This window comes from Ancylobacter mangrovi (assembly GCF_024752335.1).
Lineage (GTDB): Bacteria > Pseudomonadota > Alphaproteobacteria > Rhizobiales > Xanthobacteraceae > Ancylobacter > Ancylobacter mangrovi.
In genome coordinates this window covers 177,239-202,638 of sequence record NZ_JANTHY010000006.1, presented here as the reverse complement: position 1 = coordinate 202,638, position 25,400 = coordinate 177,239, and the positions used below count along the sequence as shown (strand labels likewise).

Annotated in this window: 19 protein-coding genes; 13 read left to right on the top strand and 6 right to left on the bottom strand. The window is 67.0% G+C overall.

The genetic code is table 11. From position 1 onward, the window contains the following. Positions 1-60: 60 nt before the first annotated feature. Positions 61-1,368, bottom strand: a complete 1,308-nt coding sequence (oxlT, locus tag NVS83_RS16340) for an oxalate/formate MFS antiporter (RefSeq protein WP_258740400.1) — start codon at positions 1,366-1,368, stop codon at positions 61-63. Positions 1,369-2,011: 643 nt separating this feature from the next. Next, a complete protein-coding gene (gene oxlT, locus NVS83_RS16335; protein WP_258740265.1) occupies positions 2,012-3,313 on the bottom strand; it encodes an oxalate/formate MFS antiporter in 1,302 nt (433 codons plus the stop codon). A gap of 615 nt (positions 3,314-3,928) precedes the next feature. On the opposite strand from oxlT (NVS83_RS16335), the gene NVS83_RS16330 reads away from it, so the two are divergent. From NVS83_RS16330 to frc (NVS83_RS16310), 5 genes are all read left to right on the top strand, one after another. Beyond that, a complete protein-coding gene (locus NVS83_RS16330) occupies positions 3,929-4,627 on the top strand; it encodes a GntR family transcriptional regulator (protein ID WP_258740264.1) in 699 nt (232 codons plus the stop codon). Positions 4,628-5,086: 459 nt separating this feature from the next. Further along, a complete protein-coding gene (locus NVS83_RS16325; RefSeq protein WP_258740263.1) occupies positions 5,087-5,812 on the top strand; it encodes a GntR family transcriptional regulator in 726 nt (241 codons plus the stop codon). Positions 5,813-5,853: 41 nt separating this feature from the next. Beyond that, positions 5,854-7,596 carry an oxalyl-CoA decarboxylase gene (gene oxc / locus NVS83_RS16320; RefSeq protein WP_258740262.1) on the top strand — a complete coding sequence of 581 codons (1,743 nt, stop codon included), beginning with the start codon at positions 5,854-5,856 and terminating at the stop codon, positions 7,594-7,596. A 97-nt stretch (positions 7,597-7,693) separates the two neighbouring features. Further along, the gene (gene frc / locus NVS83_RS16315) at positions 7,694-8,971 is read left to right on the top strand and encodes a formyl-CoA transferase (RefSeq protein ID WP_258740261.1); all 1,278 of its coding nucleotides are present in this window, start codon (positions 7,694-7,696) and stop codon (positions 8,969-8,971) included. Positions 8,972-9,471: 500 nt separating this feature from the next. Beyond that, positions 9,472-10,722, top strand: coding sequence for a formyl-CoA transferase (gene frc / locus NVS83_RS16310; RefSeq protein ID WP_258734629.1), 1,251 nt, complete (start codon positions 9,472-9,474; stop codon positions 10,720-10,722). Between the two features lie 375 nt (positions 10,723-11,097). Here frc (NVS83_RS16310) and NVS83_RS16305 read toward each other — a convergent pair whose 3' ends face one another. Then, a complete protein-coding gene (locus tag NVS83_RS16305) occupies positions 11,098-11,922 on the bottom strand; it encodes an IclR family transcriptional regulator (RefSeq protein ID WP_258740260.1) in 825 nt (274 codons plus the stop codon). Positions 11,923-12,323: 401 nt separating this feature from the next. Here NVS83_RS16305 and gcl point away from each other — a divergent pair, with 401 nt between their 5' ends. The 7 genes from gcl (at position 12,324) to sucD (ending at position 20,372) form a co-directional block, all read left to right on the top strand. After that, positions 12,324-14,090: a glyoxylate carboligase gene (gcl, locus tag NVS83_RS16300; RefSeq protein ID WP_258740259.1), complete on the top strand. Its 1,767-nt coding sequence runs from the start codon at positions 12,324-12,326 to the stop codon at positions 14,088-14,090. A gap of 210 nt (positions 14,091-14,300) precedes the next feature. After that, positions 14,301-15,086 carry a hydroxypyruvate isomerase gene (gene hyi, locus NVS83_RS16295; protein ID WP_258740258.1) on the top strand — a complete coding sequence of 262 codons (786 nt, stop codon included), beginning with the start codon at positions 14,301-14,303 and terminating at the stop codon, positions 15,084-15,086. A 46-nt stretch (positions 15,087-15,132) separates the two neighbouring features. Further along, positions 15,133-16,023, top strand: a complete 891-nt coding sequence (locus NVS83_RS16290) for a 2-hydroxy-3-oxopropionate reductase (protein ID WP_258735094.1) — start codon at positions 15,133-15,135, stop codon at positions 16,021-16,023. A 376-nt stretch (positions 16,024-16,399) separates the two neighbouring features. Beyond that, positions 16,400-17,377, top strand: a complete 978-nt coding sequence (locus NVS83_RS16285) for a 2-dehydropantoate 2-reductase (RefSeq protein WP_258734799.1) — start codon at positions 16,400-16,402, stop codon at positions 17,375-17,377. An 11-nt stretch (positions 17,378-17,388) separates the two neighbouring features. After that, positions 17,389-18,162, top strand: a complete 774-nt coding sequence (locus NVS83_RS16280) for a fumarylacetoacetate hydrolase family protein (protein WP_258740257.1) — start codon at positions 17,389-17,391, stop codon at positions 18,160-18,162. 114 nt (positions 18,163-18,276) lie between these two features. Continuing rightward, entirely contained in the window at positions 18,277-19,476 is a 1,200-nt protein-coding gene (gene sucC, locus NVS83_RS16275) for an ADP-forming succinate--CoA ligase subunit beta (RefSeq protein ID WP_258734797.1), read from the top strand. Continuing rightward, on the top strand, positions 19,476-20,372 hold the full coding sequence (gene sucD / locus NVS83_RS16270) for a succinate--CoA ligase subunit alpha (RefSeq protein ID WP_258734796.1): 897 nt from the start codon (positions 19,476-19,478) through the stop codon (positions 20,370-20,372). Before sucC ends, sucD begins: the two co-directional genes overlap by 1 nt. Before the next feature lie 79 nt (positions 20,373-20,451). Here the strand turns inward: sucD and NVS83_RS16265 are convergent, their stop codons facing one another. From NVS83_RS16265 to NVS83_RS16255, 3 genes are all read right to left on the bottom strand, one after another. Beyond that, entirely contained in the window at positions 20,452-20,580 is a 129-nt protein-coding gene (locus NVS83_RS16265; protein ID WP_258734795.1) for a hypothetical protein, read from the bottom strand. 666 nt (positions 20,581-21,246) lie between these two features. Beyond that, positions 21,247-22,668 (bottom strand): hypothetical protein, encoded by a 1,422-nt coding sequence (locus tag NVS83_RS16260; protein ID WP_258740256.1) that lies wholly within the window; start codon positions 22,666-22,668, stop codon positions 21,247-21,249. 96 nt (positions 22,669-22,764) lie between these two features. Next, positions 22,765-24,060 carry an adenylosuccinate synthase gene (locus NVS83_RS16255; RefSeq protein WP_258740255.1) on the bottom strand — a complete coding sequence of 432 codons (1,296 nt, stop codon included), beginning with the start codon at positions 24,058-24,060 and terminating at the stop codon, positions 22,765-22,767. Between the two features lie 272 nt (positions 24,061-24,332). On the opposite strand from NVS83_RS16255, the gene NVS83_RS16250 reads away from it, so the two are divergent. Beyond that, positions 24,333-25,259: a VOC family protein gene (locus tag NVS83_RS16250; protein WP_258740254.1), complete on the top strand. Its 927-nt coding sequence runs from the start codon at positions 24,333-24,335 to the stop codon at positions 25,257-25,259. Positions 25,260-25,400: the final 141 nt, after the last annotated feature.

Genomic DNA, 25,400 nt, shown 5'->3' with positions numbered 1-25,400 from the left:
CGAAGGAGGCCCCGATACGTGTCGCGCCGGCCGGCTTGTGGCCCGCCGGCGCGTCGTCCGTCAGGCGTGCGCGGAAGCCGTGCCCGCCTTGCCCTCGATGACCGGCGTCGTCGGCGCGAGGGTCGACTTCGCGACATGGGCGTTCAGCACCTTCGGCAGCACGGCGAGTGCGAGGAAGGCGGCGAACAGGTCCATGCCGGCGACGGTGTAAAGCACGGTCGACCAGGTGCCGGTCGCCTCCATCAGCACGTTGCCGATCGGGACGAACAGGGCGCCGATGCCCTTGGCGGTGTAGAGCACGCCGTAGATCTTGCCGATGTGCTTGGTGCCGAAGGCGTCGCCCGCCAGCGCCGAGAACAGCGAGTAGACCTCGCCCCAGGCCAGGAACACCACGCCCGACAGGATCAGGAACGCCCACGGATTGTGGCCGAAATAGCCGAGCGCGATGATGCCCGTGCCTTCCAGCGAGAAGGCGATGACCATCGTCTTCTCGCGGCCGATATGGTCGGAGACCCAGCCGAACAGCGGACGCGAGATGCCGTTCATCACGCGGTCGAGCATCAGCGCCAGCGGCAGCGCGGCCATGGTGAAGAAGTAGAGGTTGACCTCGAACTCCTTCACGCCGAGGTCCACGGCGATGACGCCGAGCTGGGCCACCGCCATCATGCCGCCCGTCACCACGCAGGTGAACATCAGCAGCATCAGCCAGAACAGCTTGGTGTTGAGCGCTTCCTTCAGCGTGTAATCGCGCCGGCTCTGGCTGACCTTGCCGGACACCTTCACTTCGCCCGCCGCCGGCGCGCGCAGGAACCAGGCGGCGATGAAGGCGAGGCCGCCCTGCAGCAGGCCGAAGAAGAAGAATGTCTCCTGGAAGCCCGAGGAATCGATCATCGCCGCGATCGGCAGGATGGTCGCGGCCGAGCCCGCGCCATAGCCGCCCGCGGTGAGGCCGACGGCGAGGCCGCGACGGTCCGGGAACCACTTCAGCGCATTGTTGATGCAGGTGGCGTAGATGCAGCCGACGCCGACGCCCCCGACCGCGGCGCCGAGATAGAAGCCGGGAAGGCTCATGGCCTGCGAGTTGATGACCCAGGCGGTGCCGATCATCAGCGCGCCGAAGGCCACCATCATGCGCGGGCCGAGCTTGTCGATGAAGTAGCCCTCGATCGGCGCCAGCCAGGTCTGGACGAGGACGAAGATGGTGAACGCGATCTGGATCGACGCGCGCTCCCAGCCGAAGGTTTCCTGGATCTCGGGGACGAACAGGGTCCAGGCGTACTGGATGTTGGCGGTCGCCACCATGCAGACGACGCCGACGGCAAGCTGAAGCCAGCGACGGCCTTCCGAGAATTCCGCGCCGGAGCCCATGGGCGCAGGGGTGGACGTAGACGTGCTCAAGGGGCGATCTCCTCTCCCAATCGACAATTCGCCGCGGACCGGCGTCCTTGTTGCGGGCCGGCCCATCGGGCCGATCCGGGCTCTTACGGCCCCGGCGCACTGGGCGCCGCCGGCCGCATTGCGCGACAGGTCCCTTGCCCCATCCCGTGACCCCTCGCGGGGGTTACTGAGGGTGACGCAGGGTTTCTTCGCCAATCCACTGTGTGGCGACCATATTACACAATATTATGTATGCCAATTGCCTTTTTGAAAGGAGAAACACCTAGGTAATGTGCAGATTTATATTCTATATATTCTTATAAAACCAAATTCATACTAGATTTCTTCAGGTGTTTCCATACATTACGCTGCGTATCATGTCAGTTTCCGTCCGATATGCCCCTGTAATTCCCTAGCGTAAATACGACGACGGACCCACCACCCTCGCCTCGCCCTTCCACGGCGTGCTGCCGGGCTTGGCGATTCGGGGCGACGATTACGTTCGGATTTCTGGAAGCTTGCTGGCGTCTCGCCAGCGGGTCCCGCACGGCCGGAAGCGGCCGGCACAAACAAAAAGGGCGCGCCCGCAGGCGCGCCCGAAAGAAAGGGTCCGAAGACCGAAGATGGGAGCGGACTACTCCGCCGCCATCGCCGAGGTCGACGCCGCCTGCGCGGTGCGCTTGCCGTGCGCCTGGCGCAGCGGCTTCAGCACCACGATCGCCATCACGGCGGCGATGATGTTGAGGGCCGCGGCCGACAGGAACACCGCCTGCCAGTTGCCCGTCATGGTGGTGATGATGCTGGTGAACGGCACGATGATCGCCGCCGTGCCCTTGGCCGTGTACAGCAGGCCGGCATTGGTAGTGGCGAAACGGGTGCCGAAGGCATCGCCGCACATGGCGGGGAACAGGCTGTAGATCTCGCCCCAGGCGAAGAACACGAGGCCGGTCAGGATCACGAACATGAACGGGTTGTGGCCGAGCACGCTCAGCGCGTAGATGCCGACGCCCTCGATGGCGAAGGCGAGGAACATGGTGTTCTCACGGCCGATCTGGTCCGACACCCAGCCGAAGAAGGGGCGCGTCAGGCCGTTCAGCACGCGGTCGATGGCCGCGGCGAAGGTCAGCGCCGGCAGGGTGATGCCGATCAGGGTGACCGGGGCCTCGGAGATGCCGAAGTCCTTGGCGATCGGGCCGAGCTGGGCGGTCGCCATCAGGCCGCCGGCGGCCATCATGACGAACATCGCGTACATGACCCAGAACAGCGGGGTGGAGAGCATCTCCTTCGGCGAGAAGTCGCGGGCCGACTGGGCGACCTTGGTGGCGACGTTCACGGCGAACTGCGCGATCTGCTCCTTCTTCGGCGCCATCAGGAACAGCGAGAGCACGGTGATGACGATGCCCTGGCCGATGCCGAAATAGAAGAAGGCCGCCTCGTAGCCCTGCCCCTTGATCATGTTCTGGATCGGGATGACGGTCAGCGCCGAGCCCGCGCCGAAGCCGGCCGCGGTGATGCCGGCGGCGAGGCCGCGGCGATCCGGGAACCACTTGAGCGAGTTGCCGACGCAGGTGCCGTAGACCGCGCCGGCGCCGATGCCGCCGACCGCCGCGGCGATATAGAGCACCGTCAGCGACATGGCGTAGGCGTTCAGAACCCAGGCGAGGCCGCACATGATGCCGCCGAACAGCACCACGACGCGCGGGCCGTACTTGTCCACGAACCAGCCCTCGACCGGCACCAGCCAGGTCTCGGTGACGATGAAGATCGAGAACGCGACCTGGATGGCGGCGCGATCCCAGCCGTGACGCTCCTGGATCGGGTTCACGAAGAACGTCCAGCCGTACTGCATATTCGCGATCATGCACATGCAGATCACACCGAACAGCAGCTGGAGCCAGCGCGTCTTATTCATTGATGACGTTACGGCAGTGCTCATTTTATTCCTCGAACGTTTCCGAACGTAAGTGGTGAAGGGTTTATTGTTCTTGTTGTTGAATCCACACACGACCAGCCCCTTCCGCAGGAGTTCGGTCAGAGATCGTTGGGGAATATAGCCGGATTTTTTTGTTATGCAAAATTTTGCATACCAGCCATCCCCAACGGCAGGAGCGGGAAACTTCCCTAACGTAAGTTTCCCTTAGGGAATGCTTGCCCTGATCTTTACCTAACGGAACGCCGACCACCCCTTCCGTGCCGGCTGCCGGCCGAGCTATGCGGCAGGCGCAGGCATGCGCCGGCTGCCCGCCGGACGCTTCGTGCGGCCGCCCACAGCGTGACGAGCGGTGCGGAAATGAAGGGAATCAAGCCGTCGCGCGGCGCTTCATCGGGCCGGAAGCGGCCCGTCGCGACATCCGCCCGGGCGGACCGGGGTACGGCAAAACCCGCTGATGGACATTCATTATATGTTATATGATGTTGAGAACGCCTGTCGGGGCCCGGGAGAATCGGGCGCCGATCCCAAAAGATCGAGCCGCCGGCACGGGCTTGCCCCGCTGCCGGACCGAACGCTCGGCGACAACAACAAAACTCACTATGGAGAGGACCCCGACCTGTGGAAAGCGCCGACCAGACGAGACTGAACATCGCTCCCCTCGCGGCCAATACCAGCCTGCGCACGCTGGCCTATGACGCCATCAAGAAGGCCATCACCGAGATGGACATGTATGGCCAGGAGAGCGAGATCCGGCTCGACGAACGGCAGCTCTCGCAGGACCTCGGGGTGAGCCGCACCCCCATCCGCGAGGCGCTCACCGTGCTGGAGCAGGAGGGCTTCGTGCGCTCCGTGCCGCGGCGCGGCATCTTCGTGGTGCGCAAGTCGAAGGGCGAGATCATCGAGATGATCATCGTCTGGGCGGCGCTGGAGAGCATGGCCGCGCGCCTCGCCGCCGAGCGCGCCAGCGACGACGACATCGCCCAGCTCCGCGACATGTTCCACGATTTCGACGACGACGCGCCCTCCGAGCACATGAACGAGTACTCGGACGCCAATATCCGCTTCCACCAGACCATCATCCGCCTCTCGGGCTGCCAGATGATCGCCGAGATGACGGAGAACCTGTTCATCCACATCCGCGGCATCCGCGCCGTCTCGGTCCGCCAAGAGAACCGTTCCGAGCGCTCGCTGCAGGAGCACCGCGCCATCATCGCCGCGCTGGTGGCGCGCGATGCCGACCTCGCCGAGCGCCTCGTGCGCGAGCACACGCTGGGCCTCGCCGCCCATGTCGAGAAGCACGGCCGCTTCCCCTCCTGAGCGGGCGTCCTGCGGGGCCCGGGCCGGCGACGCCGCCCGGACCTGAGCCCCGGCCCTGTCCCGCGCCGAATCCGACCCGAGACGCCCTGCCCTCTCGCCGACAAGCCGCCGGCCTGCCCGCTCCGCCCGCGCGGCGGGCGGCGCCCGGCAGCCCCTTCCCGGTCCGCGAATCGGTCTGCTGCCGCAGGCGCTTGGCACCCGCGCCGGAACTTTTGAACACTGCCCGGCGCATTCTGTTCAGCCCGCCTCGCCATGCGTGCCAAGCCGTGGTATATTGCATACTGTAATGCGATGCGCCTCGTAAACCCGACAGAGAGAAAGGGATTGGGCGCATACGTGACGATAGGGAAGAGGAGCGCAGCCGCTCCCGGCAGAGGGGACATTCCAATTGACACGTTGGTATTTGGTATGCCAATGTTTCCGGAATTCCCCGGCGGATTTTCCGCAGAGGACATTTCGGTGAGCAGCAAGGCGGTACTGAACAAGCGTTGGCAAAGTGGTGAGCACAGCCTGGCCATCGAACGACTGCCGGCCAAGGAGAGCTTCAAGAGCAAGGCCTACGCCGCTCTGAAAGAGGCGATCACCAACATGAACATCTACGGCTCCAGCGAGCCGTTGCTGCTCGACGAAAGGGACATTTCCGAGCGTCTCGGCGCGAGCCGGACGCCGATCCGCGAGGCGGTCGCGATGCTGGAGCAGGAAGGCCTGCTCCGGGCCGTACCCCGGCGGGGCATACTGGTGGTTCGCCGCAGCAAGGCCGAGATCGTCGAGATGATCGAGGCCTGGGCGGCGCTGGAAAGCATGGCGGCCCGCCTTGCCGCGCAACGCGCGAGCGACGAGGCGATCGCCGAGTTGAGGATGTTTTTCAAGGAATTCGACCTCTCCCGTATCGAGCGGGACCGGTGTGACGAGTATTCGACCGCGAATATCGCGTTCCACCAGGCCTTGATACGGTTGAGCGGCTCGAAGCTGCTCGAGGCGATGACGGAGAACCTGTTCTTTCACGTCAGGGCAATCCGGCACCGCACGATCTTCGAGATGGACCGGGCGCAGCGTTCGGCGTCCGACCACCTCGAGATCATCCTCGCCATCGAAGCGCGGGACGCGGACCGCGCGGAACGTCTGGTCCGGGACCACACGTTCAGGCTGGCGAGATATGTCGAGAACCATGTGGACCTAGATTAAGGCGGCCGAACCCGCCGGAAGTGTTTGGGAGGGAAAATGGGATGTCCGCAGTCGCACAAATGATTGACGTAAACGCCGCCGCCGACGCCGAGCAGGAGCTCACCGACGGCTTTCATCTCGTCATCGATGCGCTCAAACTCAACGGCATCGAGACGATCTACGGAGTGCCCGGCATTCCGATCACCGATCTCGGCCGTATGGCGCAGGCCGAAGGCCTCCGCGTGGTGTCGTTCCGCCACGAGCAGAACGCCGGCAACGCAGCCGCCATTGCCGGCTTCCTGACGAAGAAGCCCGGCATCTGCCTCACCGTCTCGGCCCCCGGCTTCCTGAACGGCCTGACGGCGCTGGCCAACGCCACCACCAACTGCTTCCCCATGATCCTCATCTCGGGCTCCTCGGAGCGCGAGATCGTCGACCTTCAGCAGGGCGACTACGAGGAGATGGACCAGCTCGCCATCGCCAAGCCGCTGTGCAAGGCGGCGTTCCGCGTGTTGCACGCCGAGGACATCGGCATCGGTGTCGCCCGCGCCATCCGCGCCGCGGTCTCCGGCCGCCCGGGCGGTGTCTATCTCGACCTGCCGGCCAAGCTGTTCTCGCAGGTGATGGACGCCGAGAAGGGCGCCAAGTCGCTCGTCAAGGTGATCGACGCGGCCCCCGCGCAGCTCCCCGCCCCCTCCGCCGTCACCCGCGCGCTCGACGTCCTCAAGGGCGCCAAGAAGCCGCTGGTGATCCTCGGCAAGGGCGCCGCCTACGCGCAGGCCGACGAGGAGATCCGCACCTTCGTCGAGACCTCGGGCATCCCCTTCCTGCCGATGTCCATGGCCAAGGGCCTGCTGCCCGACACCCACGAGCTCAACGCCGGTGCGGCGCGCTCGGTGGTGCTGAAGGACGCGGACGTGGTGCTGCTGGTCGGCGCGCGGCTGAACTGGCTGCTGTCGCACGGCAAGGGCAAGACCTGGGGCGACGCGCCGAAGCAATTCATCCAGATCGACATCGAGCCCAAGGAGATGGACTCGAACGTCGAGATCGTCGCCCCCGTGGTCGGCGATATCGGCTCCTGCATCTCCGCGCTGCTCGACGGCGTGAAGGCCGGCTGGACCGCCCCCCCCTCGGAGTGGATCGAGACCATCAAGGCCCGCAAGGACGTCAACATCGCCAAGATGTCCCAGCGCCTGCTCAAGAACTCCACGCCGATGGACTTCCACTCGGCGCTGGGCGCGCTCAAGCAGGTCATCAAGGAGCGTCCCGACGCGATGCTGGTCAATGAGGGCGCCAACACCCTCGACCTCGCCCGCGGCGTGATCGACATGTACCAGCCGCGCAAGCGCCTGGACGTCGGCACCTGGGGCGTGATGGGCATCGGCATGGGCTTCGCCGTCGCCGCCGCGGTCGAGACCGGCAAGCCGGTGCTCGCGGTCGAGGGCGACTCGGCGTTCGGCTTCTCCGGCATGGAGGTGGAGACGATCTGCCGCTACAACCTGCCGGTCTGCATCGTGGTGTTCAACAATAACGGCATCTATCGCGGCCTCGACACCGACCCGACCGGTCGCGACCCGGGCACGACGGTGTTCGTGAAGGACTCCCGCTATGACAAGATGATGGAGGCCTTCGGCGGCGTTGGCGTCAACGCGACGACCCCGGACGAGCTGAAGCGCGCCGTCGACGCGGCGATGGACTCCGGCAAGCCGACCCTCATCAACGCGGTGATCGATCCGGCCGCCGGCAGCGAGAGCGGCAACATCGGCAGCCTCAACCCGCAGAGCGTCGTGAAGAAGAAGAGCTGACGACAAACCGGCGGGTGGGGAGATCCCCGCCCGCCATCCCCTCAAGACGAGAAAAACAACGGCGTAAAAAACGCCGAGTACTTCGAGAGGAAACCTTATGGGCAAGGCATTGGACGGCGTTCGCGTCCTCGATTTCACTCATGTTCAGTCGGGACCGACCTGCACCCAGCTTCTGGCGTGGTTCGGCGCCGACGTCATCAAGGTAGAGCGCCCGGGCGAGGGTGACGTCACCCGCGCCCAGCTCCGCGACGTTCCGAACGCGGACAGCCTCTACTTCACCATGCTGAACTCCAACAAGCGCTCGATCACGCTCGACACCAAGAATCCCGAGGGCAAGAAGGTCCTCGAGGAGCTGGTGAAGAGCTGCGACGTGATGGTGGAGAACTTCGCCCCCGGCGCCCTCGACCGCATGGGCTTCTCCTGGGAGCGCATCCAGGAGCTCAATCCGCGCATCATCCTCGCCTCCGTGAAGGGCTTCGGCCCCGGCCCGTTCGAGGATTGCAAGGTCTATGAGAACGTCGCCCAGTGCACCGGCGGCTCGGCCTCGACCACCGGCTTCCGTGATGGCCTGCCGCTCGTGACGGCCGCCCAGATCGGCGATTCCGGCACCGGCCTGCATCTGGCGCTCGGCATCGTCACCGCCCTCTATCAGCGCACCCTGACCGGCCGCGGCCAGAAGGTGCTGTGCGCGATGCAGGACGCGGTGCTGAACTTCTGCCGCGTCAAGCTGCGCGACCAGCAGCGCCTCGAGCGTGGACCACTGCGCGAATACAGCCAGTTCGGCGAAGGCATTCCCTTCGGCGACGCCGTGCCGCGCGCGGGCAACGATTCCGGCGGCGGCCAGCCGGGCCGGATCCTGCGCTGCAAGGGTTGGGAGCACGATCCCAACGCCTACATCTATTTCATCACCCAGGCCCCGGTCTGGGAGAAGATCTGCGACGTCATCCACGAACCCGAGTGGAAGACCGACCCCAATTACGCAACGCCGGCCGCGCGCCTGCCGCACCTCAACGAGATCTTCACCCGCATCGAGGCGTGGACCATGGCCCACACCAAGTTCGAGGCGATGGAGATCCTCAACGAACTCGACATCCCCTGCGGGCCGGTGCTCTCGATGAAGGAGATCGCGGAGGACGAGTCGCTCTATGCGAGCGGCACGCTGGTCTCGATCGATCACCCCACCCGCGGCACCTACCTGACGGTCGGCAATCCGATCAAGCTGTCGGACAACGACGTACAGGTCGCGCGCTCGCCGCTGCTGGGCGAGCACACTGAGGAGATCCTCGCGCAGGTGCTCGGCTTCGACGAGGGCCGGATCAGCGAGGTCAAGGCCTCCGGCGCCGTGGGCCTTCCGGTCCGCCTCGCCGCGGAATGAGTTTCGGTGCCGGCGCTTCGGTGCCGGCATCCCCGTGCAGGCGACGGCGCGCGAGCGCGGCCTGACCGTTCCGGCGCCGGCGGCGGCGCCACCGCGGAACGGCAGGCCGGCACGAGCGCCGAGCGGCACGGGAGACGGCAGGCGGACGAAGCGCGTGCCGGGACGGAACAGGAAGAGCGGACGCGGCCGATCGCGCCCGCCTTTCCCGAGACGAAGCGGGCACCGCGCTCTCGCGCCGGCAGCCCGTGACGAGACAGTCCGCCGGACCGGGAAGCGCGTGTTGCGCCGGCATCCGGCGGGGTGTGAGGCCAGGGTGAGCGAAAAGAAGTCGTGAATATTTCCGAAGTCGAATCACCACCTGGGAGTTACCCGTAGCCCATTCAGGGTCGCGGGTTTGGGGAGAAGGAAGTAGTCCCGACCAAGAGGGCCGGGAGTACACTTTCCGGCGGCAGGGTGAGCCTCCGTCGGACTGTTAACGCTTAAAAGGGAAGTCGACCGAGATGTCTAAGCCCCTCGAAGGTATTAAGATCATCGATTTCACGCACGTTCAGGCTGGTCCTGCCTGCACGCAGCTTCTCGCCTGGTTCGGCGCCGATGTGATCAAGGTCGAGCGCCCCGGCGCCGGCGACGTCACGCGCTCGCAGCTGCGCCATGTGAAGGATGCCGACGCGCTCTACTTCACCATGCTGAATTCCAACAAGCGCTCGCTGACGCTCGACACCAAGACCCCGCAGGGCAAGGAAGTCCTGACCAAGCTCATCCAGGACTCGGATGTCATGGTCGAGAATTTCGGCCCCGGCGCGCTCGACCGCATGGGCTTCTCCTGGGAGAACATCCAGAAGCTGAACCCGGGCATGATCCTCGCCTCGGTGAAGGGCTTCTCGGAAGGCCACGCCTATGAAGACCTGAAGGTCTACGAGAACGTCGCGCAGTGCGCGGGCGGCGCGGCCTCCACCACCGGCTTCTGGGACGGCCCGCCGACCGTGTCGGCCGCCGCTCTCGGCGACTCCAACACCGGCATGCACCTCGCGATCGGCATCCTCACGGCGCTGCACGCGAAGCTCAAGTCCGGCAAGGGCCAGAAGGTTGCCGTGTCGATGCAGGATTCGGTGCTGAACCTGTGCCGCGTGAAGCTGCGCGACCAGCAGCGCCTCGACGCCCTCGGCTACCTCGAGGAGTACCCGCAGTACCCGCACGGCGAGTTCTCGGACGTGGTGCCGCGCGGCGGCAACGCGGGCGGCGGCGGCCAGCCGGGCTGGGTGCTGAAGTGCAAGGGCTGGGAGACCGACCCGAACGCCTACATCTACTTCACCATCCAGGGCCACGCCTGGGCGCCGATCTGTAAGGCGCTGGGCAAGCCCGAGTGGATCGACGACCCGGCCTATAACACCGCCGAGGCGCGCCAGGACAAGATCTTCGACATCTTCGCCTTCATCGAGGGCTGGCTTGCCGACAAGACCAAGTTCGAGGCCATCGACATCCTGCGCAAGTTCGACATCCCCTGCGCGCCGGTGCTGTCGATGAAGGAGATCGCCAACGACCCGTCGCTGCGCAAGAGCGGCACCGTGGTCGAGGTCGAGCACCCCAAGCTCGGCAAGTACCTGACGGTCGGTTCGCCGATCAAGTTCTCCGACGTCGAGGTCGACATCACTGCCTCGCCGCTGCTCGGCCAGCACACCAACGAGGTGCTCGCCCAGCTCGGCTACTCGCAGGAAGAGATCTCCGCGATGCACGACGCCAAGGCGGTCTGATCCGTCCGGCGTCCGGGCGGCGCGTCCAGCGCGTCGCCCTCCCCCGCGGCCCTGCCGCGGCCCCTATCGGCCACCCGGCCCGAATGGCGGAACGAACCGCCGGCCGACGGGTTGGCCTACGAGCCTCCCGGAGCAGGACGAAGGGTCATTTCCCAACGTTCGGTTCCTCCTAGGCGACTGGTGCCGGCACACTCGGAGAGCGGGGTGCCGGCATTTTTTTGCCTGAAGTAAGACGGCTGAAGATGCGCGGGCGCTATCCGGCCGAGCGCCGTTCGTGCCAAAGCTCTTGCGAGGTCCGCCCTTGCCCTGCCCGCCCGCCGATCCGGGCCCTAGGCCGATCGTTCGAAACGAGAGCGCCGGCCGCGACGGATCCGCTCACAGCCCCGAATAGCGCGTCGTCAGACGCTGTGCGGCCTCGCGGACCTGGCGGCCGAGATCGGCGATGCGCTCGGGCGGCATGCGCACGGTCGGCGCCGAGATCGAGATCGCCCCCACCGGCTCGCGCCATTCGTCCAGCACCGCCGCCGCCACGCAGCGCATGCCCGGCGTATGCTCCTCGTCGTCGATCGAGTAGCCGCGCTCGGCAATCGTCGCGAGGTCGGCCTGGAGCGCGCGCCGGCTCACATGGGTGTGCTCGGTGAAGCGCTGGAGCTGGTCGCCGCCCAGCCAGGCTCGCCGCGCCTCCGGGTTCATCGCCGCGAGGATCGCCTTGCCGCCGCCCGAGGCGTGGATCGGCAGGTCGCCGCCGATGCGGAAGAAGGCGCGCACCGCCGCGTGGCTTTCCATCTGCGCCACGCAGATGAGGTGCGGCCCGTCGATCAGCGACAGGTTCACCGTCTCGTTCACGCCGTGCGACAGCTCGCGCAGCAATCCGCGCGCGATCTCCGGCAGCTTGCGGATGCGCAGATAGGCCGAGCCGATGCGGAACAGGCCGAGCCCGACCATCCACTGGCCGGTGGCCGGATCGTGCCCCACCAGCCCGCGCCGCTCCAGCGTGGTCAACAGACGATGCACGGTCGAGGTTGGCAATTCCGCCGCGCGCGCTACTTCGCTCAGCGTCATGCCGTCGGAAAGCGCAAGCACCTCCAGAAGGGCGATGGCGCGGTCGAGCGACTGCACTTCGCCACCGGTCTCGGTCCCTCCGGAACTGGAGGGCCGGCCGCGGCGGCGCGTGACCGTGACGGCGTCCGTCATCCGCATGTCACCTCCCAACCTCGCCTCCTCCCGGGTTCCGTGCCGCCATCGTCCTGGCCTCGGCCGAGGCGTCGATGCGGGCATCCATATTGGCCTCGGCGGTTATCGCACCCTCCGGCGCCGCCCTCGCCCTAGCATAAAGGCGCATCCTCCGCTTTTTCGCAAATCAGAAATACATCCCGTATTGCGGGAATGCGGCGGGCGTGGCATGTTTCCCCCGATTTCGGAAATTCTTTCCGCAGTGCGGGAAGAATGATGCTGCGTTGCATGCTGCCGTTCCGGCGCCATGCGCTTCGCGCGGCCGCCGAGACCGGAGATTTTGAACAAGCCTGAAGTCCGGTGCCGGGCACGCCGCCCCTGAACCGAAGGGGATGCCCTCGCCGGCGATGACGCCAGGAGGAAATGCCATGGCCAAGATGCGTGCCGTCGATGCAGCGATACGGGTCCTCGAAAAGGAAGGCGTGACCACCGCCTTCGGCGTGCCCGGCGCCGCGATCAATCCGCTTTATTCCGCTATGCGCGCCTACGGGAAGACCCGGCACGTGCTGGCCCGCCACGTCGAGGCGGCCTCCCACATGGCCGAGGGCTACACCCGCGCCAAGGCCGGCAATATCGGCGTGTGCATCGGCACCTCGGGCCCGGCCGGCACCGACATGATCACCGGCCTCTACTCGGCCGCCGCCGATTCGATCCCGATCCTGTGCATCACCGGCCAGGCGCCGCGCGCGCGCCTCTACAAGGAAGACTTCCAGGCGGTGGACATCGAGTCGATCGCCAAGCCGATCGCCAAGTGGGCAGTGCTGGTGCGCGAGCCGGCGCTGGTGCCGCAGGTGTTCCAGCAGGCGTTCCACGTCATGCGCTCGGGCCGCCCGGGCCCGGTGTTGATCGACCTGCCGATCGACGTGCAGATGGCCGAGATCGAGTTCGACGAGGACACCTACGAGCCGCTGCCGGTCTACAAGCCGAAGGCCTCGCGCAAGCAGGCCGAGAAGGCCCTCGCCATGCTGAACGCGGCGGAGAAGCCGCTGATCGTCGCGGGCGGCGGCATCATCAATGCCGATGCCTCCGACAAGCTGGTCGAGTTCGCCGAGATCACCGGCGTGCCGGTCATCCCGACCCTGATGGGCTGGGGCACGATCCCGGACGACCACGACCTGATGGCCGGCATGTGCGGGCTCCAGACCTCGCACCGCTACGGCAATGCGAACATGCTGGCCTCGGACTTCGTGTTCGGCATCGGCAACCGCTGGGCGAACCGCCACACCGGCTCGATCGACGTCTACACCAAGGGCCGCACCTTCATTCACGTCGACATCGAGCCGACCCAGATCGGCCGCGTCTTCGGGCCGGACCTCGGCATCGTCTCGGACGCGGGCGCCGCGCTCGAGCTCTTCATCGAGGTGGCGAAGGAATACAAGGCCGCCGGCAAGCTGAAGGACCGCTCCGCCTGGGCCGCCGAATGCCTCGAGCGCAAGAAGACCATGCTGCGCAAGACGCATTTCGACAACGTGCCGCTGAAGCCGCAGCGCGTCTATGAGGAGATGAACGAGGCGTTCGGCCGCGACACCCGCTACGTCTCGACCATCGGCCTCAGCCAGATCGCCGGCGCGCAGATGCTGCACGTCTACAAGCCGCGCAACTGGATCAATTGCGGCCAGGCCGGCCCGCTCGGCTGGACCCTGCCGGCGGCGCTCGGCGTGCGCGCGGCGGACCCGGATGCCGAGATCGTGGCGCTGTCGGGCGACTACGACTTCCAGTTCCTCATCGAGGAGCTCGCGGTCGGCGCCCAGCACAAGCTGCCCTATCTCCACGTGGTCGTGAACAACTCCTATCTCGGCCTGATCCGCCAGGCCCAGCGCGGCTTCAACATGGACTTCGAGGTCTCGCTCGCCTTCGACAACGTCAACGCGGTGGAGAATGCGGGCTACGGCGTCGACCATGTCGCGGTGGCCGAAGGCCTCGGCTGCAAGGCGGTGCGCGTCTCCTCGCCCAACGAGTTCAAGGACGCCTTCACCCGCGCCAAGGCGCTGATGAAGGAGCACCAGGTGCCGGTGGTGATGGAGTTCATCCTCGAGCGCGTCACCAACATCGCCATGGGCACCGAGATCGACAACGTCAACGAGTTCGAGGAGGTCCTCGACCTTCCGCTCGACGGTGCCAAGGCAGGCGCCTGACCGGCTGGCGCTGATCTGCCGGCGCCCGACCGGCGCGTGAGCCGCGGGCGCCCGCCCCTTCCAGCTTCGGGATGCGGATTCCGATCCGCCCCCTTATGCTCGGTGCGCTTTCCTGCGATCGGCAGGCGAGCGCGCCCAAGCCGCCGGGGCGCGCCCCGCTTCGGGACGCGCCTCCCGCCCAGAAAATCTGTCCATGCCTAGGAGCGGTCCATGCCCCGTTTTGCCGCCAATCTCACCATGCTGTTCAACGAGGTGCCCTTCCTCGACCGGTTCGAGAAGGCTGCCGAAGCCGGCTTTTCCGGTGTCGAGTACCTCTTCCCGTACGATTTCTCGGTCGAGGACCTCGTCTCCCGCCTGAAGGCCAACGGCCTGAAGCAGGTGCTGCACAACCTGCCCGCGGGTGACTGGGGCGCGGGCGAGCGCGGCATCGCCATCCTGCCCGAGCGTGTGGACGAGTTCCGCGCCGGCGTCGACAAGGCGATCACCTACGCGACCGCGCTCGGCTGCCCGCAGGTGAACATTCTCGCCGGCATCGTCCCCGCCGGGGCCGATCGCGAGGTGCTGCACAACACCTTCGTGAACAACCTGAAGTTCGCCGCACCGAAGATCAAGGACGCCGGCCTGAAGCTGCTGATCGAGCCGATCAACACCCGCGACATCCCGGGCTTCTTCCTCAACTACACGAAGCAGGCCAAGGCGATCATCGACGAGGTCGGCTCGGACAACCTCTACATCCAGTACGACATCTATCACATGCAGATCATGGAAGGTGACCTCGCCCGGACGATCGAGGCCAACCTGCCGCAGATCGCGCATATCCAGCTCGCCGACAATCCGGGCCGCAACGAGCCGGGCACGGGCGAGATCAACTACGAGTTCCTGTTCCGCTACCTCGATTCCATCGGCTACGCCGGCTGGGTCGGGTGCGAGTACAAGCCGAAGGGCGACACGGCGGCCGGTCTCGGCTGGCTGAAGACGCTCACCGGCGCGGCGTGAGGCCGCGACGGTCAAGAAACACAGTCTAGGAAGCGAGGACGAAACGATGGCGAAGGTTGGATTTGTAGGTCTCGGGATCATGGGCGCGCCGATGGCGGGTCACCTGATCGACGCGGGCCACACGCTTTATCTGTACGACATCAAGCCGGTCCCGGCGGACCTGACAGGCAAGGGCGGCATCGCCTGCGCCAACGGGACCGAGGTGGCGTCGAACGCCGACATCATCATCATCATGGTGCCCGACACCCCGCATGTGGGGGCGGCGCTGTTCGGCGAGGGCGGCATCGCCGCCGGCCTGTCGGCGGGCAAGATCGTGGTCGACATGTCGTCGATCGCCCCGGTCGAGACCAAGGAATACGCGAAGAAGGTCAACGCGCTCGGCTGCGACTATCTCGACGCGCCGGTGTCGGGCGGCGAGGTCGGGGCCAAGGCGGCCTCGCTGACCATCATGGTCGGCGGGCCGGACAAGGCGTTCGAGACGGTGAAGCCGCTGTTCGAGAAGATGGGCAAGAACATCACGCTGGTGGGCGGTAACGGCGACGGTCAGACCACCAAGGTGGCGAACCAGATCATCGTGGCGCTGACCATCCAGGCGGTGGGCGAGGCGCTGCTGTTCGCCTCCAAGGCGGGTGCGGACCCGGCCAAGGTGCGCCAGGCGCTGATGGGGGGCTTCGCCAATTCGCGCATCCTCGAGGTGCATGGCGAGCGGATGGTGAAGCGGACCTTCGACCCCGGTTTCCGGATCGAGCTGCACCAGAAGGACCTGAACCTGGCGCTGAACGGGGCGCGCCAGCTGCAGATGGCGCTTCCCGCGACCGCGGTGGCGCAGCAGCTGTTCTCGGCCTGCGCGGCCAATGGCGGGGCGGCGTGGGACCACTCGGCGCTGGTCAAGGCGCTGGAGATGATGGCCAACCACACCGTCATGCCCGACGCCTGAGGCGATCGACGACTGCTGACTGAATAATGAATGCAAATTAGATTCGGGGGCGCCAAGCGCCCCCGAAGTGTTTTTGAAGACCAGTAAGCAATGCTTCCCCTGTAGTGGAACCAGGCGCCCCGGTAGTCTTTTGCGCACGCCGGGAGACAATTGTTCTGCCCTATACACCGTGGACAAACCGCCGGTTGCCGACGTAACTTAGGTCACACGTCGCAAACACGCCCGGCTCTGCCTCGGATGCGGCTTAACATGCGCGACGTATTATCACGCCCGACAGATCGGCCTTGACGCGGGGCTCATTCTCCCCAATCATGGCATACAAAATACCAAACAAGTTCCGTGCGCCGCGGGGGCGCTACGGGCAGGAGGGAGTCCAATGAAGGTCTGCATCTATGGTGCCGGCGCCATCGGTGGCTATGTCGGTGTTCAGCTCAAGCGGGCGGGCGTCGACGTCAGCCTGATCGCGCGCGGAGCCCATCTCGAGGCCATGCGCAGCAACGGCCTGAAGCTGCTCATCGACGACGAGGAGCGGGTCGAGCACATTCCCTGCTCGGACAACCCGGCCGACTTCGGTCCCCAGGACTACGTGATCGTGGCGCTGAAGGCGCACCAGGTGCCGGGCGTGGTCGACCTGATGCAGCCGCTGCTCGGCAACGACACCGCCGTCGTCACCGCCGTCAACGGCGTGCCGTACTGGTACTACTACAAGCATGGCGACCAGCTCGAAGGTAAGACGCTCGAGAGCATCGACCCCGGCGCGAAGCAGTGGAACGGCCTGCGCCCCGAGCGCGCCATCGGCTGCATCGTCTACCCGGCGACCGAGGTGATCGAGCCGGGCGTGATCAAGCACGTCTATGGCGACAAGTTCCCGCTCGGCGAGCCCTCGGGCGAGATCACCGATCGCGTCAACAAGCTGTCCGAGGCGTTCACCGCCGGCGGCATGCGCGCGCCCGTGATGCCGAACATCCGCGACGAGCTGTGGCTGAAGCTGTGGGGCAACCTGTGCTTCAACCCGATCAGCGCCCTCACCCATGCGACGCTCGACGTCATCGCCTCCGATCCGGGCACCCGCGCGGTCGCCAAGGCGATGATGCTGGAGGCGCAGGAGATCGCGGTGCAGTCCGGCGTCAACTTCCGCGTCGGCGTGGAGCGGCGCATCGACGGGGCGGGCGCGGTCGGCGCGCACAAGACCTCGATGCTGCAGGACCTGGAGCGCTCGCGCGCCATGGAGATCGACCCGCTGGTGACCGTGGTCCAGGAAATGGGCCGCCTCGCCGGCATCCCGACCCCGACCATCGACGTCGTGCTCTCGCTGGTTCGCCAGCGTGCGCAGATCGCCGGCTGCTACAGCTGAGTCGACGACACATGGCACATTGGGTTCGCTACAATCGCTCGGGCGCCGTCGGTTTCGGCACGCTCGAGGGAGACACCATCGTCGTTCACGGCGGTAACATGTTCAACGGCGCGACGCCGACCGGGGAGCGCGTGGCGCTCTCCGAGGTCGAGCTCCTCACGCCCACCGAGCCGACCAAGATCATCGCTCTGTGGAACAATTTCCGCGCCCTCGCGGCCAAGCTGAATTCGCCGATTCCGGCCGATCCGCTGTACCTGCTGAAGGCCGGCTCCTGCCTCACCACCCCCGGCGCCACCGTGCGCCGGCCGCCGTCCTATGACGGCAAGGTGGTCTATGAGGGCGAGCTCGGCATCGTCATCGGCAAGACCGCGACCGGCGTGTCGGAGGAGGAAGCGGGCGACTGCATCTTCGGCTACACCTGCGTGAACGACATCACCGCCGCCGACATCATCAACAAGGACGCCACCTTCGCCCAGTGGGTGCGGGCCAAGAGCTTCGACGGGTTCGGACCCTTCGGCCCCGTCGTCGCCACCGATGTCGACCCGGCCAGCCTCGTCGTCCGCACCATCCTGAACGGGCAGGAGCGGCAGAACTATCCCATCAGCGACATGGTGTTCTCCGCCCGCCAGCTGGTGAGCCGGATCTCGCACGACATGACGCTCAATCCCGGCGACGTCATCTGCTGCGGCACCTCGGTCGGCGTGGGTACGATGAAGGAACCCTCCAACGCGGTCGAGATCGCGATCGAGGGCATCGGGACGCTCAGCAACACTTTCGTGCAGTAGCGTCTTGGCGCTGTTGCGCCTATAGGGGAATAGGATACGCCAATCGAGGGGAACGTGCGGCGCGCACTGTGCCATGCGCGTTCCCGGCCGCACGGTTGTGGAGGAGCGGGACGAATGAATATCCATGAGTATCAGGCCAAGGGAGTGCTCCGTGAATTCGGGGTCCCGGTGCCGAGTGGCGTGGCGGTGCTGACCGCGGCAGAGGCCGAGACGGCGGCCGCGCAGATCGCCGGCCCGGTGTGGGTGGTGAAGAGCCAGATCCACGCCGGCGGACGCGGCAAGGGCAAGTTCAAGGAGACCGAGGCCGGCGAGAAGGGTGGCGTGCGCGTCGTCAAGTCCGCCGCCGAGGCGGCCGACAACGCCAAGCTCATTCTCGGCAAGACCCTGGTGACCGTCCAGACCGGCCCGGCCGGCAAGCAGGTGAACCGCGTCTACATCGAGGAAGGCTCCGACATCGACAAGGAGTTCTACCTCTCCGCGCTAGTCGACCGCGCCACCTCCCGCGTCGCCTTTGTGGTCTCGACCGAGGGCGGCATGGACATCGAGGAGGTCGCCCACTCGACCCCGGAGAAGATCCACACCTTCTCCGTCGACCCCGCGACCGGCGTGATGCCCCATCACGGGCGCACCGTGGCGAAGGCGCTCGGCCTGTCCGGCGATCTCGCCAAGCAGGCGGGCAGCCTGGTCGAGAAGCTCTACAAGGCCTTCGTCGCCAAGGACATGGCGATGCTCGAGATCAACCCGCTGGTGGTCACCAAGGGCGGCGAGCTGAAGTGCCTCGACGCGAAGATCTCCTTCGATTCGAACTCGCTCTACCGCCACGCCGACATCATGGCGCTGCGCGACGAGACCGAGGAGGACTCCAAGGAGATCGAGGCCTCCAAGTACGACCTCGCCTATATCGCGCTCGACGGCACCATCGGCTGCATGGTCAACGGCGCCGGCCTCGCCATGGCGACGCTGGACATCATCAAGCTCTACGGCGAGAGCCCGGCGAACTTCCTCGACGTCGGCGGCGGCGCCACGGAAGAGAAGGTGACGGCGGCGTTCAAGATCATCACCGCCGACCCGCAGGTGAAGGGCATCCTCGTCAACATCTTCGGCGGCATCATGAAGTGCGACGTCATCGCCCGCGGCGTGATCGCGGCGGTGAAGGCGGTCGGGCTCCAGGTCCCGCTGGTGGTGCGCCTCGAGGGCACCAATGTCGAGGAAGGCAAGCAGATCATCCGCGACAGCGGACTGAACGTCATCCCGGCGGACGATCTCGACGACGCCGCCCAGAAGATCGTCAAGGCCGTGAAGGAGGCTGCGTGATGTCGGTTCTCATCACCAAGGACACCAAGATCATCACCCAGGGCTTCACCGGCAAGAACGGGACCTTCCACTCCGAGCAGGCCCTGGCCTATGGCTCGAAGGTGGTCGGCGGCACCTCGCCGGGCAAGGGCGGCATGACCCATCTCGGCCTGCCGGTGTTCGACACCGTGGCCGAGGCCAAGGAGCAGACCGGTGCCGACGCCTCGGTGATCTACGTCCCGCCGCCGGGCGCGGCGGACGCGATCTGCGAGGCCATCTCCGCCGAGATCCCGCTCATCGTCTGCATCACCGAAGGCATTCCGGTGCTCGACATGGTGAAGGTGAAGCGCGCGCTCGACGGCTCGAAGTCGCGCCTCATCGGGCCGAACTGCCCGGGCATCGTCACCGCCGGCGAATCGAAGATCGGCATCATGCCTGCCAACATCTTCAAGAAGGGCAATGTCGGCATCGTCTCGCGCTCGGGCACCCTCACCTATGAGGCGGTGTTCCAGACCTCGCAGGAAGGCCTCGGCCAGACCACGGCGGTCGGCATCGGCGGCGACCCGGTCAAGGGCACCGAGTTCATCGACGTGCTGGAGCTGTTCCTGGCCGACGACGCCACCGAATCGATCGTCATGATCGGCGAGATCGGCGGCTCGGCCGAGGAAGAGGCGGCGCAGTTCCTGAAGGACGAGGCCAAGCGCGGGCGCAAGAAGCCGATGGTGGGCTTCATCGCCGGCCGTACCGCCCCTCCCGGCCGCCGCATGGGCCATGCCGGCGCCATCATCTCCGGCGGCAAGGGCGGCGCGGAAGACAAGATCGCGGCGATGGAAGAGGCCGGGATCGTGGTCTCCCCCTCCCCGGCGCGGCTGGGCAAGACCCTGGTCGACGTGCTCAACAAGCGCGCCGCGGCCTGACGCCCGACGCGACACGCACCAACGAGAAAAGCCCCGCGCCACCCGGCGCGGGGCTTTTTTCATGTCGGCCGGCGCCGTGTCAGGCCGGGTAGCATTCCGGCGGCAGCGCCGCACCTTCCTCACGGCCGAGCGTCTCGACAAAGACGATAGTCATCCACGCATGGCAGATGATGAGAAGCGGGAGGACAGGAAACACTGTCTGGAACATGCGAGGACCCCGATCGCGAGCTGTATCTGCCCGGACCTTAGTTTGTGTATCTGGTATTTGGTATACCTAATATCAGGACGTGCCACTGCGCCGTGCGCATAGCGGCAGCGCTCCGGCGTGGACGATGGCATGCGCGGGGCGACTACGCGGCGCCGGCCGGCGCCATCAAGGCAGCGGAATGACGCTGCCGGACCTGAGATGTCGTTTGATGGGCATGCAGCGCCGGCGCTTACTGCCCGCGCCGGGACAAACCTGGACGAGCGGCCTGCGCGCAAGGGCGCGAAGCCCCGGAGCGCTTGCCCCGGCATTGCTTCCGCTCGGAAGTACTGGAAGTCGGGGTAGGCCCGGAGCCTACGAGACGCAGCCCTGCCTCATAACGCAACGCGCCGCCAAAAAGGGAACCGCGCCACCCGGCAAGTTGAAAACGTCAGCGTCCGGAGGGCGTAACATTGGCCCCGAACCGGCACTCGTTCGCCCGGAACGCATCGCTCCGGCAGCCACGCCACTACAGCTCGGAAATATCGGAAGTCGGGGTGCGCCCGGAACCCACGTGACGAAGCCGCACCTAATAGGACAATGCGACGCCAGAACGGACGCTCCAGCCTGCGGCGAATCAGGTTCGGGCGGGGCCAGAAGACCGCCCTCCCCTCCCTCTCTGGGAACGCCTTAGTTCGCCGGCTCGGAGGGCGGCGGCAGCGGCAGGCCCCAGGCGGAGAACGCCGTACGGAACGCCTGGTCGCCCGGCACGCCCTTCTCCAGCACCAGAATGGCGCGCCGCCCGTTCTCGAACACGGTCGGGATGTCGAGCCAGTTGCGGGTGATGAGCAGGCCGAGATTGCGCTGGCGCTCAGCCTGCAGCGAGGACAGGCCGATCAGGAAGTAGCCCGGCGCCACCTTGACCGAAATGCCGGTCAGCGGCGCGCCGGACGCGCCTTCCACCGCCTTGGCCCGCATGCCGGGCACATTCGCCACCGCCCCGAGATCGAAGTCCGGCGGCAGGTCGTACTGGATCTCGACGATGTGCGAGGCGGGGATGCTCTCGTCCTGGTTACGCCGGATGCGCAGCGTCACCTTCATCTTGCGGTCGGGGATGGTGATGGTGGCGCGGATGCCGACATCGGGCGCCAGCCCCTGCCCCGGCGAATAGTTCTCGGTGTCCCAGACCACCGTGCCGACATATTGCTGCAGCCCCTGCTCGCCGCCGCCGGGGCTTTCCTCGAACAGCACGGCGCGCTGGGCCACCGCGACGCTCGGGCTCTGGCCCTGCGCGGCGGTCCCCTGGGCCGAGGAGGACGGCGCGGCCGACGGCGTGGAGGAAGAGGTCGCGCTCGGCGCGTTGCCGCCGGGCGCCTGGGCGATGCGGTCGGTCGACTTGGTGACTTCGGGCGCGGAAGCGCCGGCGGTCGGCGCGTCGGCCGGGACCGAGGTCGTCTGCTGGCCGGAGGCCCGCCCCATCAGCGCGATGATGGTGTTGCGCTGGGTGTAGCCCACCACGGCGCCCGCGATCACCAGCAGGATCACCGCTGCGATCGCGATCAGCCGCCCGCGTGCCGGGCGGGCAGGCTCCGGCGCGGCGGGATCCGCGTCCTCTCCGAGGGGCGCGGACCCGGTATCGACCGGCACCTCGTCTTCCGGCCGCAGCCCGCCGAAATCCTCGCCGGACCGGCCGGCGGGATAGCGCCGCTCGGCCCCGAGATGAGGCGAGGGCGCGCCGAGCGCGGCGGCGTAGAGGTCTTCCTCGTCGTGATCGATCGGCGTCGGCGCGGCGGGACGCGACGGCGCGAAGGGCGCCGGCCGCTCCGCCCGTGCGGGAGGCTCGGCCATCGACGGTGCGGGAGCGGGCGCGACGGGAGGAGGTGCGACAGGCGGCGTGGCGACGGGAGGTGGCGCGGCAGGCGCGGGCTCCGGCTGCGGAGGCGGCGCGCGCCGCGGCTCCTCGGGCGCGGGCGCCCCGCCATACTCGGCTTCGAGCCGGCGTATCGCGTTTTCCAGCGCGTGCTGCTCGCGCGCGACGTCGTCCTCTGTCAGCGGCGGCTCGGCACCGCGCAGCTGCGTCAGCAGCGCCCGCCGGGCGCGATCATAGACCACCTTCCGGGCGTCCCCAGACTTGTTGGGGAGCCCGCCAATGGCGCGTGCGAGAAGCGGATAATAATCGGCCATCAGGGTCGGCGAATCAGTTGCCGTTCACGATTCGAAGGGATTCTGCACCAAGATCGTATCATCGCGCTCCGGACTCGTGGACAACAACGCCACGGGGCAGCCGATGAGTTCTTCGATGCGACGTACATATTTGACGGCCTCGGCCGGAAGATCCGCCCAGGAGCGGGCACCGGCGGTCGATTCGCTCCAGCCCTCGATGGTCTCGTAGACGGGTTCGACTTCGGCCTGGGCGTCCTGCCCGGCCGGAAAATAGTCGATCTCCTCGCCGCCGAGGCGGTAGCGGGTGCACACTTTAAGTTCATCGAACCCGTCGAGCACATCGAGCTTGGTCAGCGCGATGCCGTTGATGCCCGAGGTGCGCACGGTCTGGCGCACCAGCACCGCGTCGAACCAGCCGCAGCGACGGGCGCGGCCGGTGACGGTGCCGAATTCGTGCCCGCGCTCGCCGATCCGCCGGCCGATCTCGTCCTCCAGCTCGGAAGGGAACGGCCCCTCGCCGACGCGGGTCGTGTAGGCCTTGGTGATGCCGAGCACATAGTCCACCGCGCCGGGCCCGAGGCCGGAGCCGGTCGCCGCCTGCGCCGCCACCGTGTTGGACGAGGTGACGAAGGGATAGGTGCCGTGGTCGACGTCGAGCAGCGCGCCTTGCGCACCCTCGAACAGGATCTTGGAGCCGTGCCGGCGCTCGTCGTCGAGCAGCGACCAGGTGCGGTCCATGAAGGGCAGCACCCTGGGAGCGATGGCGAGCAGCTCGCCGCGCAGCGCCTCGGCGTCGACCTCGTCGATGCCGAGCCCGCGCCGCAGCGGGTTGTGATGGGCGAGCAGCCGCTCGATCTTGCCCGCGAGCGTGGCGGGGAAGGCGAGGTCCACCAGGCGGATGGCGCGCCGGCCCACCTTGTCCTCATAAGCGGGGCCGATGCCGCGCTTGGTGGTGCCGATCTTGGTGCCGGAGGCAGCGGCGTTCTCGCGGATGGCGTCGAGCTCGCGGTGCAGCGGCAGGATCAGCGCGACATTGTCGGCGACGCGCAGGCGCTCGGGGGTGACTTCCACGCCCTGCCCGCCGATTCGCTCGATCTCGCTCACCAGCGCCCAGGGGTCGAGCACCACGCCGTTGCCGATCACCGACAGGCGCGCGCCGCGCACCAGGCCCGAGGGCAGCAGCGAGAGCTTGTAGGTCGTGTTGCCGACGACGAGCGTATGCCCGGCATTATGGCCGCCCTGGAAGCGCACGACCACATCCGCCTGCTCACTGAGCCAGTCGACAATCTTGCCCTTACCCTCGTCGCCCCACTGGGAACCGACGACGACCACATTCGCCACTGAGCCACGCTCCTGATTGCGCGCGAGGGGCCACGCATGGCGCCGCTTGCGCAGACAAAACCCCGGCGAAACGATCCGACCGGGGCCGCTTCGTCTTAAGGGATGCGCAGGAACGAGGCAAGAAATTGTGCCTCGTGCAGCAGGATGACGACAGCGTCATGTCGCCCGCGGCGACGGCGACAGGTCGACATTGCGCGCCCGCAAGCAGCCGACGCTTGCGCACGCCGCGCCGCACCATGACTTTAAGGGGGAACGTCACACCGGACACGACCATGACCGCCCCCCTTTCCGCCCCGCCGACCGCCCAAGACGCCGCTGACGCCGCCGCCGATACACGCCCTACCAGCCTGCCCGATGCGCTGCGCATGGGTGCGGTTCGGCTGCGCGTCAGCGATGCCGCCCGCTCCACCGCCTTCTACAGCGGCGTGCTCGGCCTCACCGTGCTCGGCACCGCGCCGGACGGCGTCGTGCGGCTCGGTGCAGGGGACGAGACGCTGATCGAGTTGGAGCCGGTCGCCAATGCCCGCCCGCGCCCGCGCGGCACCACCGGCCTGTTCCATGTCGCGATCCTGGTGCCGGACCGCCCCGCCCTAGCCCTGGTGCTGCGGCGTCTGATCGAGCGCGGCGTCAGGCTCGGCGCCTCCGACCATCTGGTGAGCGAGGCGCTCTATCTCGACGACCCGGACGGCAACGGCATCGAGGTCTATCGCGACCGTTCGCCGCGCGACTGGCGCTGGGACGGCGCGACCGTCGAGATGGCGACCTACCAGCTCGACATGCGCTCCCTGCTCGCCGAGCTCCCGGCCGATGCCGACATCGCGGCGCCGATGCCGGCGGGAACGGTGATCGGCCATGTCCACCTGCAGGTCGCGGACCTGACCCGTGCGCGCCGCTTCTATGTGGAACGCCTCGGCTTCGCGGTGACGACCGACCGCTATCCGGGCGCCCTGTTCGTCAGCGCCGGGCGCTACCACCACCATCTCGGGCTGAACATCTGGCAGAGCCGGGGCGGCGGCCCGGCGCCGGCCAACAGCGTCGGCCTCGCCCATTTCGAGATCGTGCTGCCCGATGCCGAAGCGGTGGAGGCCGCGAGCGAGCGCCTGCGCGCGGCCGGCGAGAGCCCCTCGCCGATCGCGCACGGCTTCAGCATCGCCGACCCCTGGGGCACCCGCCTGCACGTGGTCTCGCGCGCCGGCTGAACGGCGCCCCCGCTAACGCGCTGCACCGCCCCATAAACGCAGTGCGGCGCAGCATGAAGTTTATTCATTGGACGCGGTGGTCCATCGCGGCCCGGAATGCACTAGACCATCGGCCGGCCATCGATACCTCTATCGCCGGCA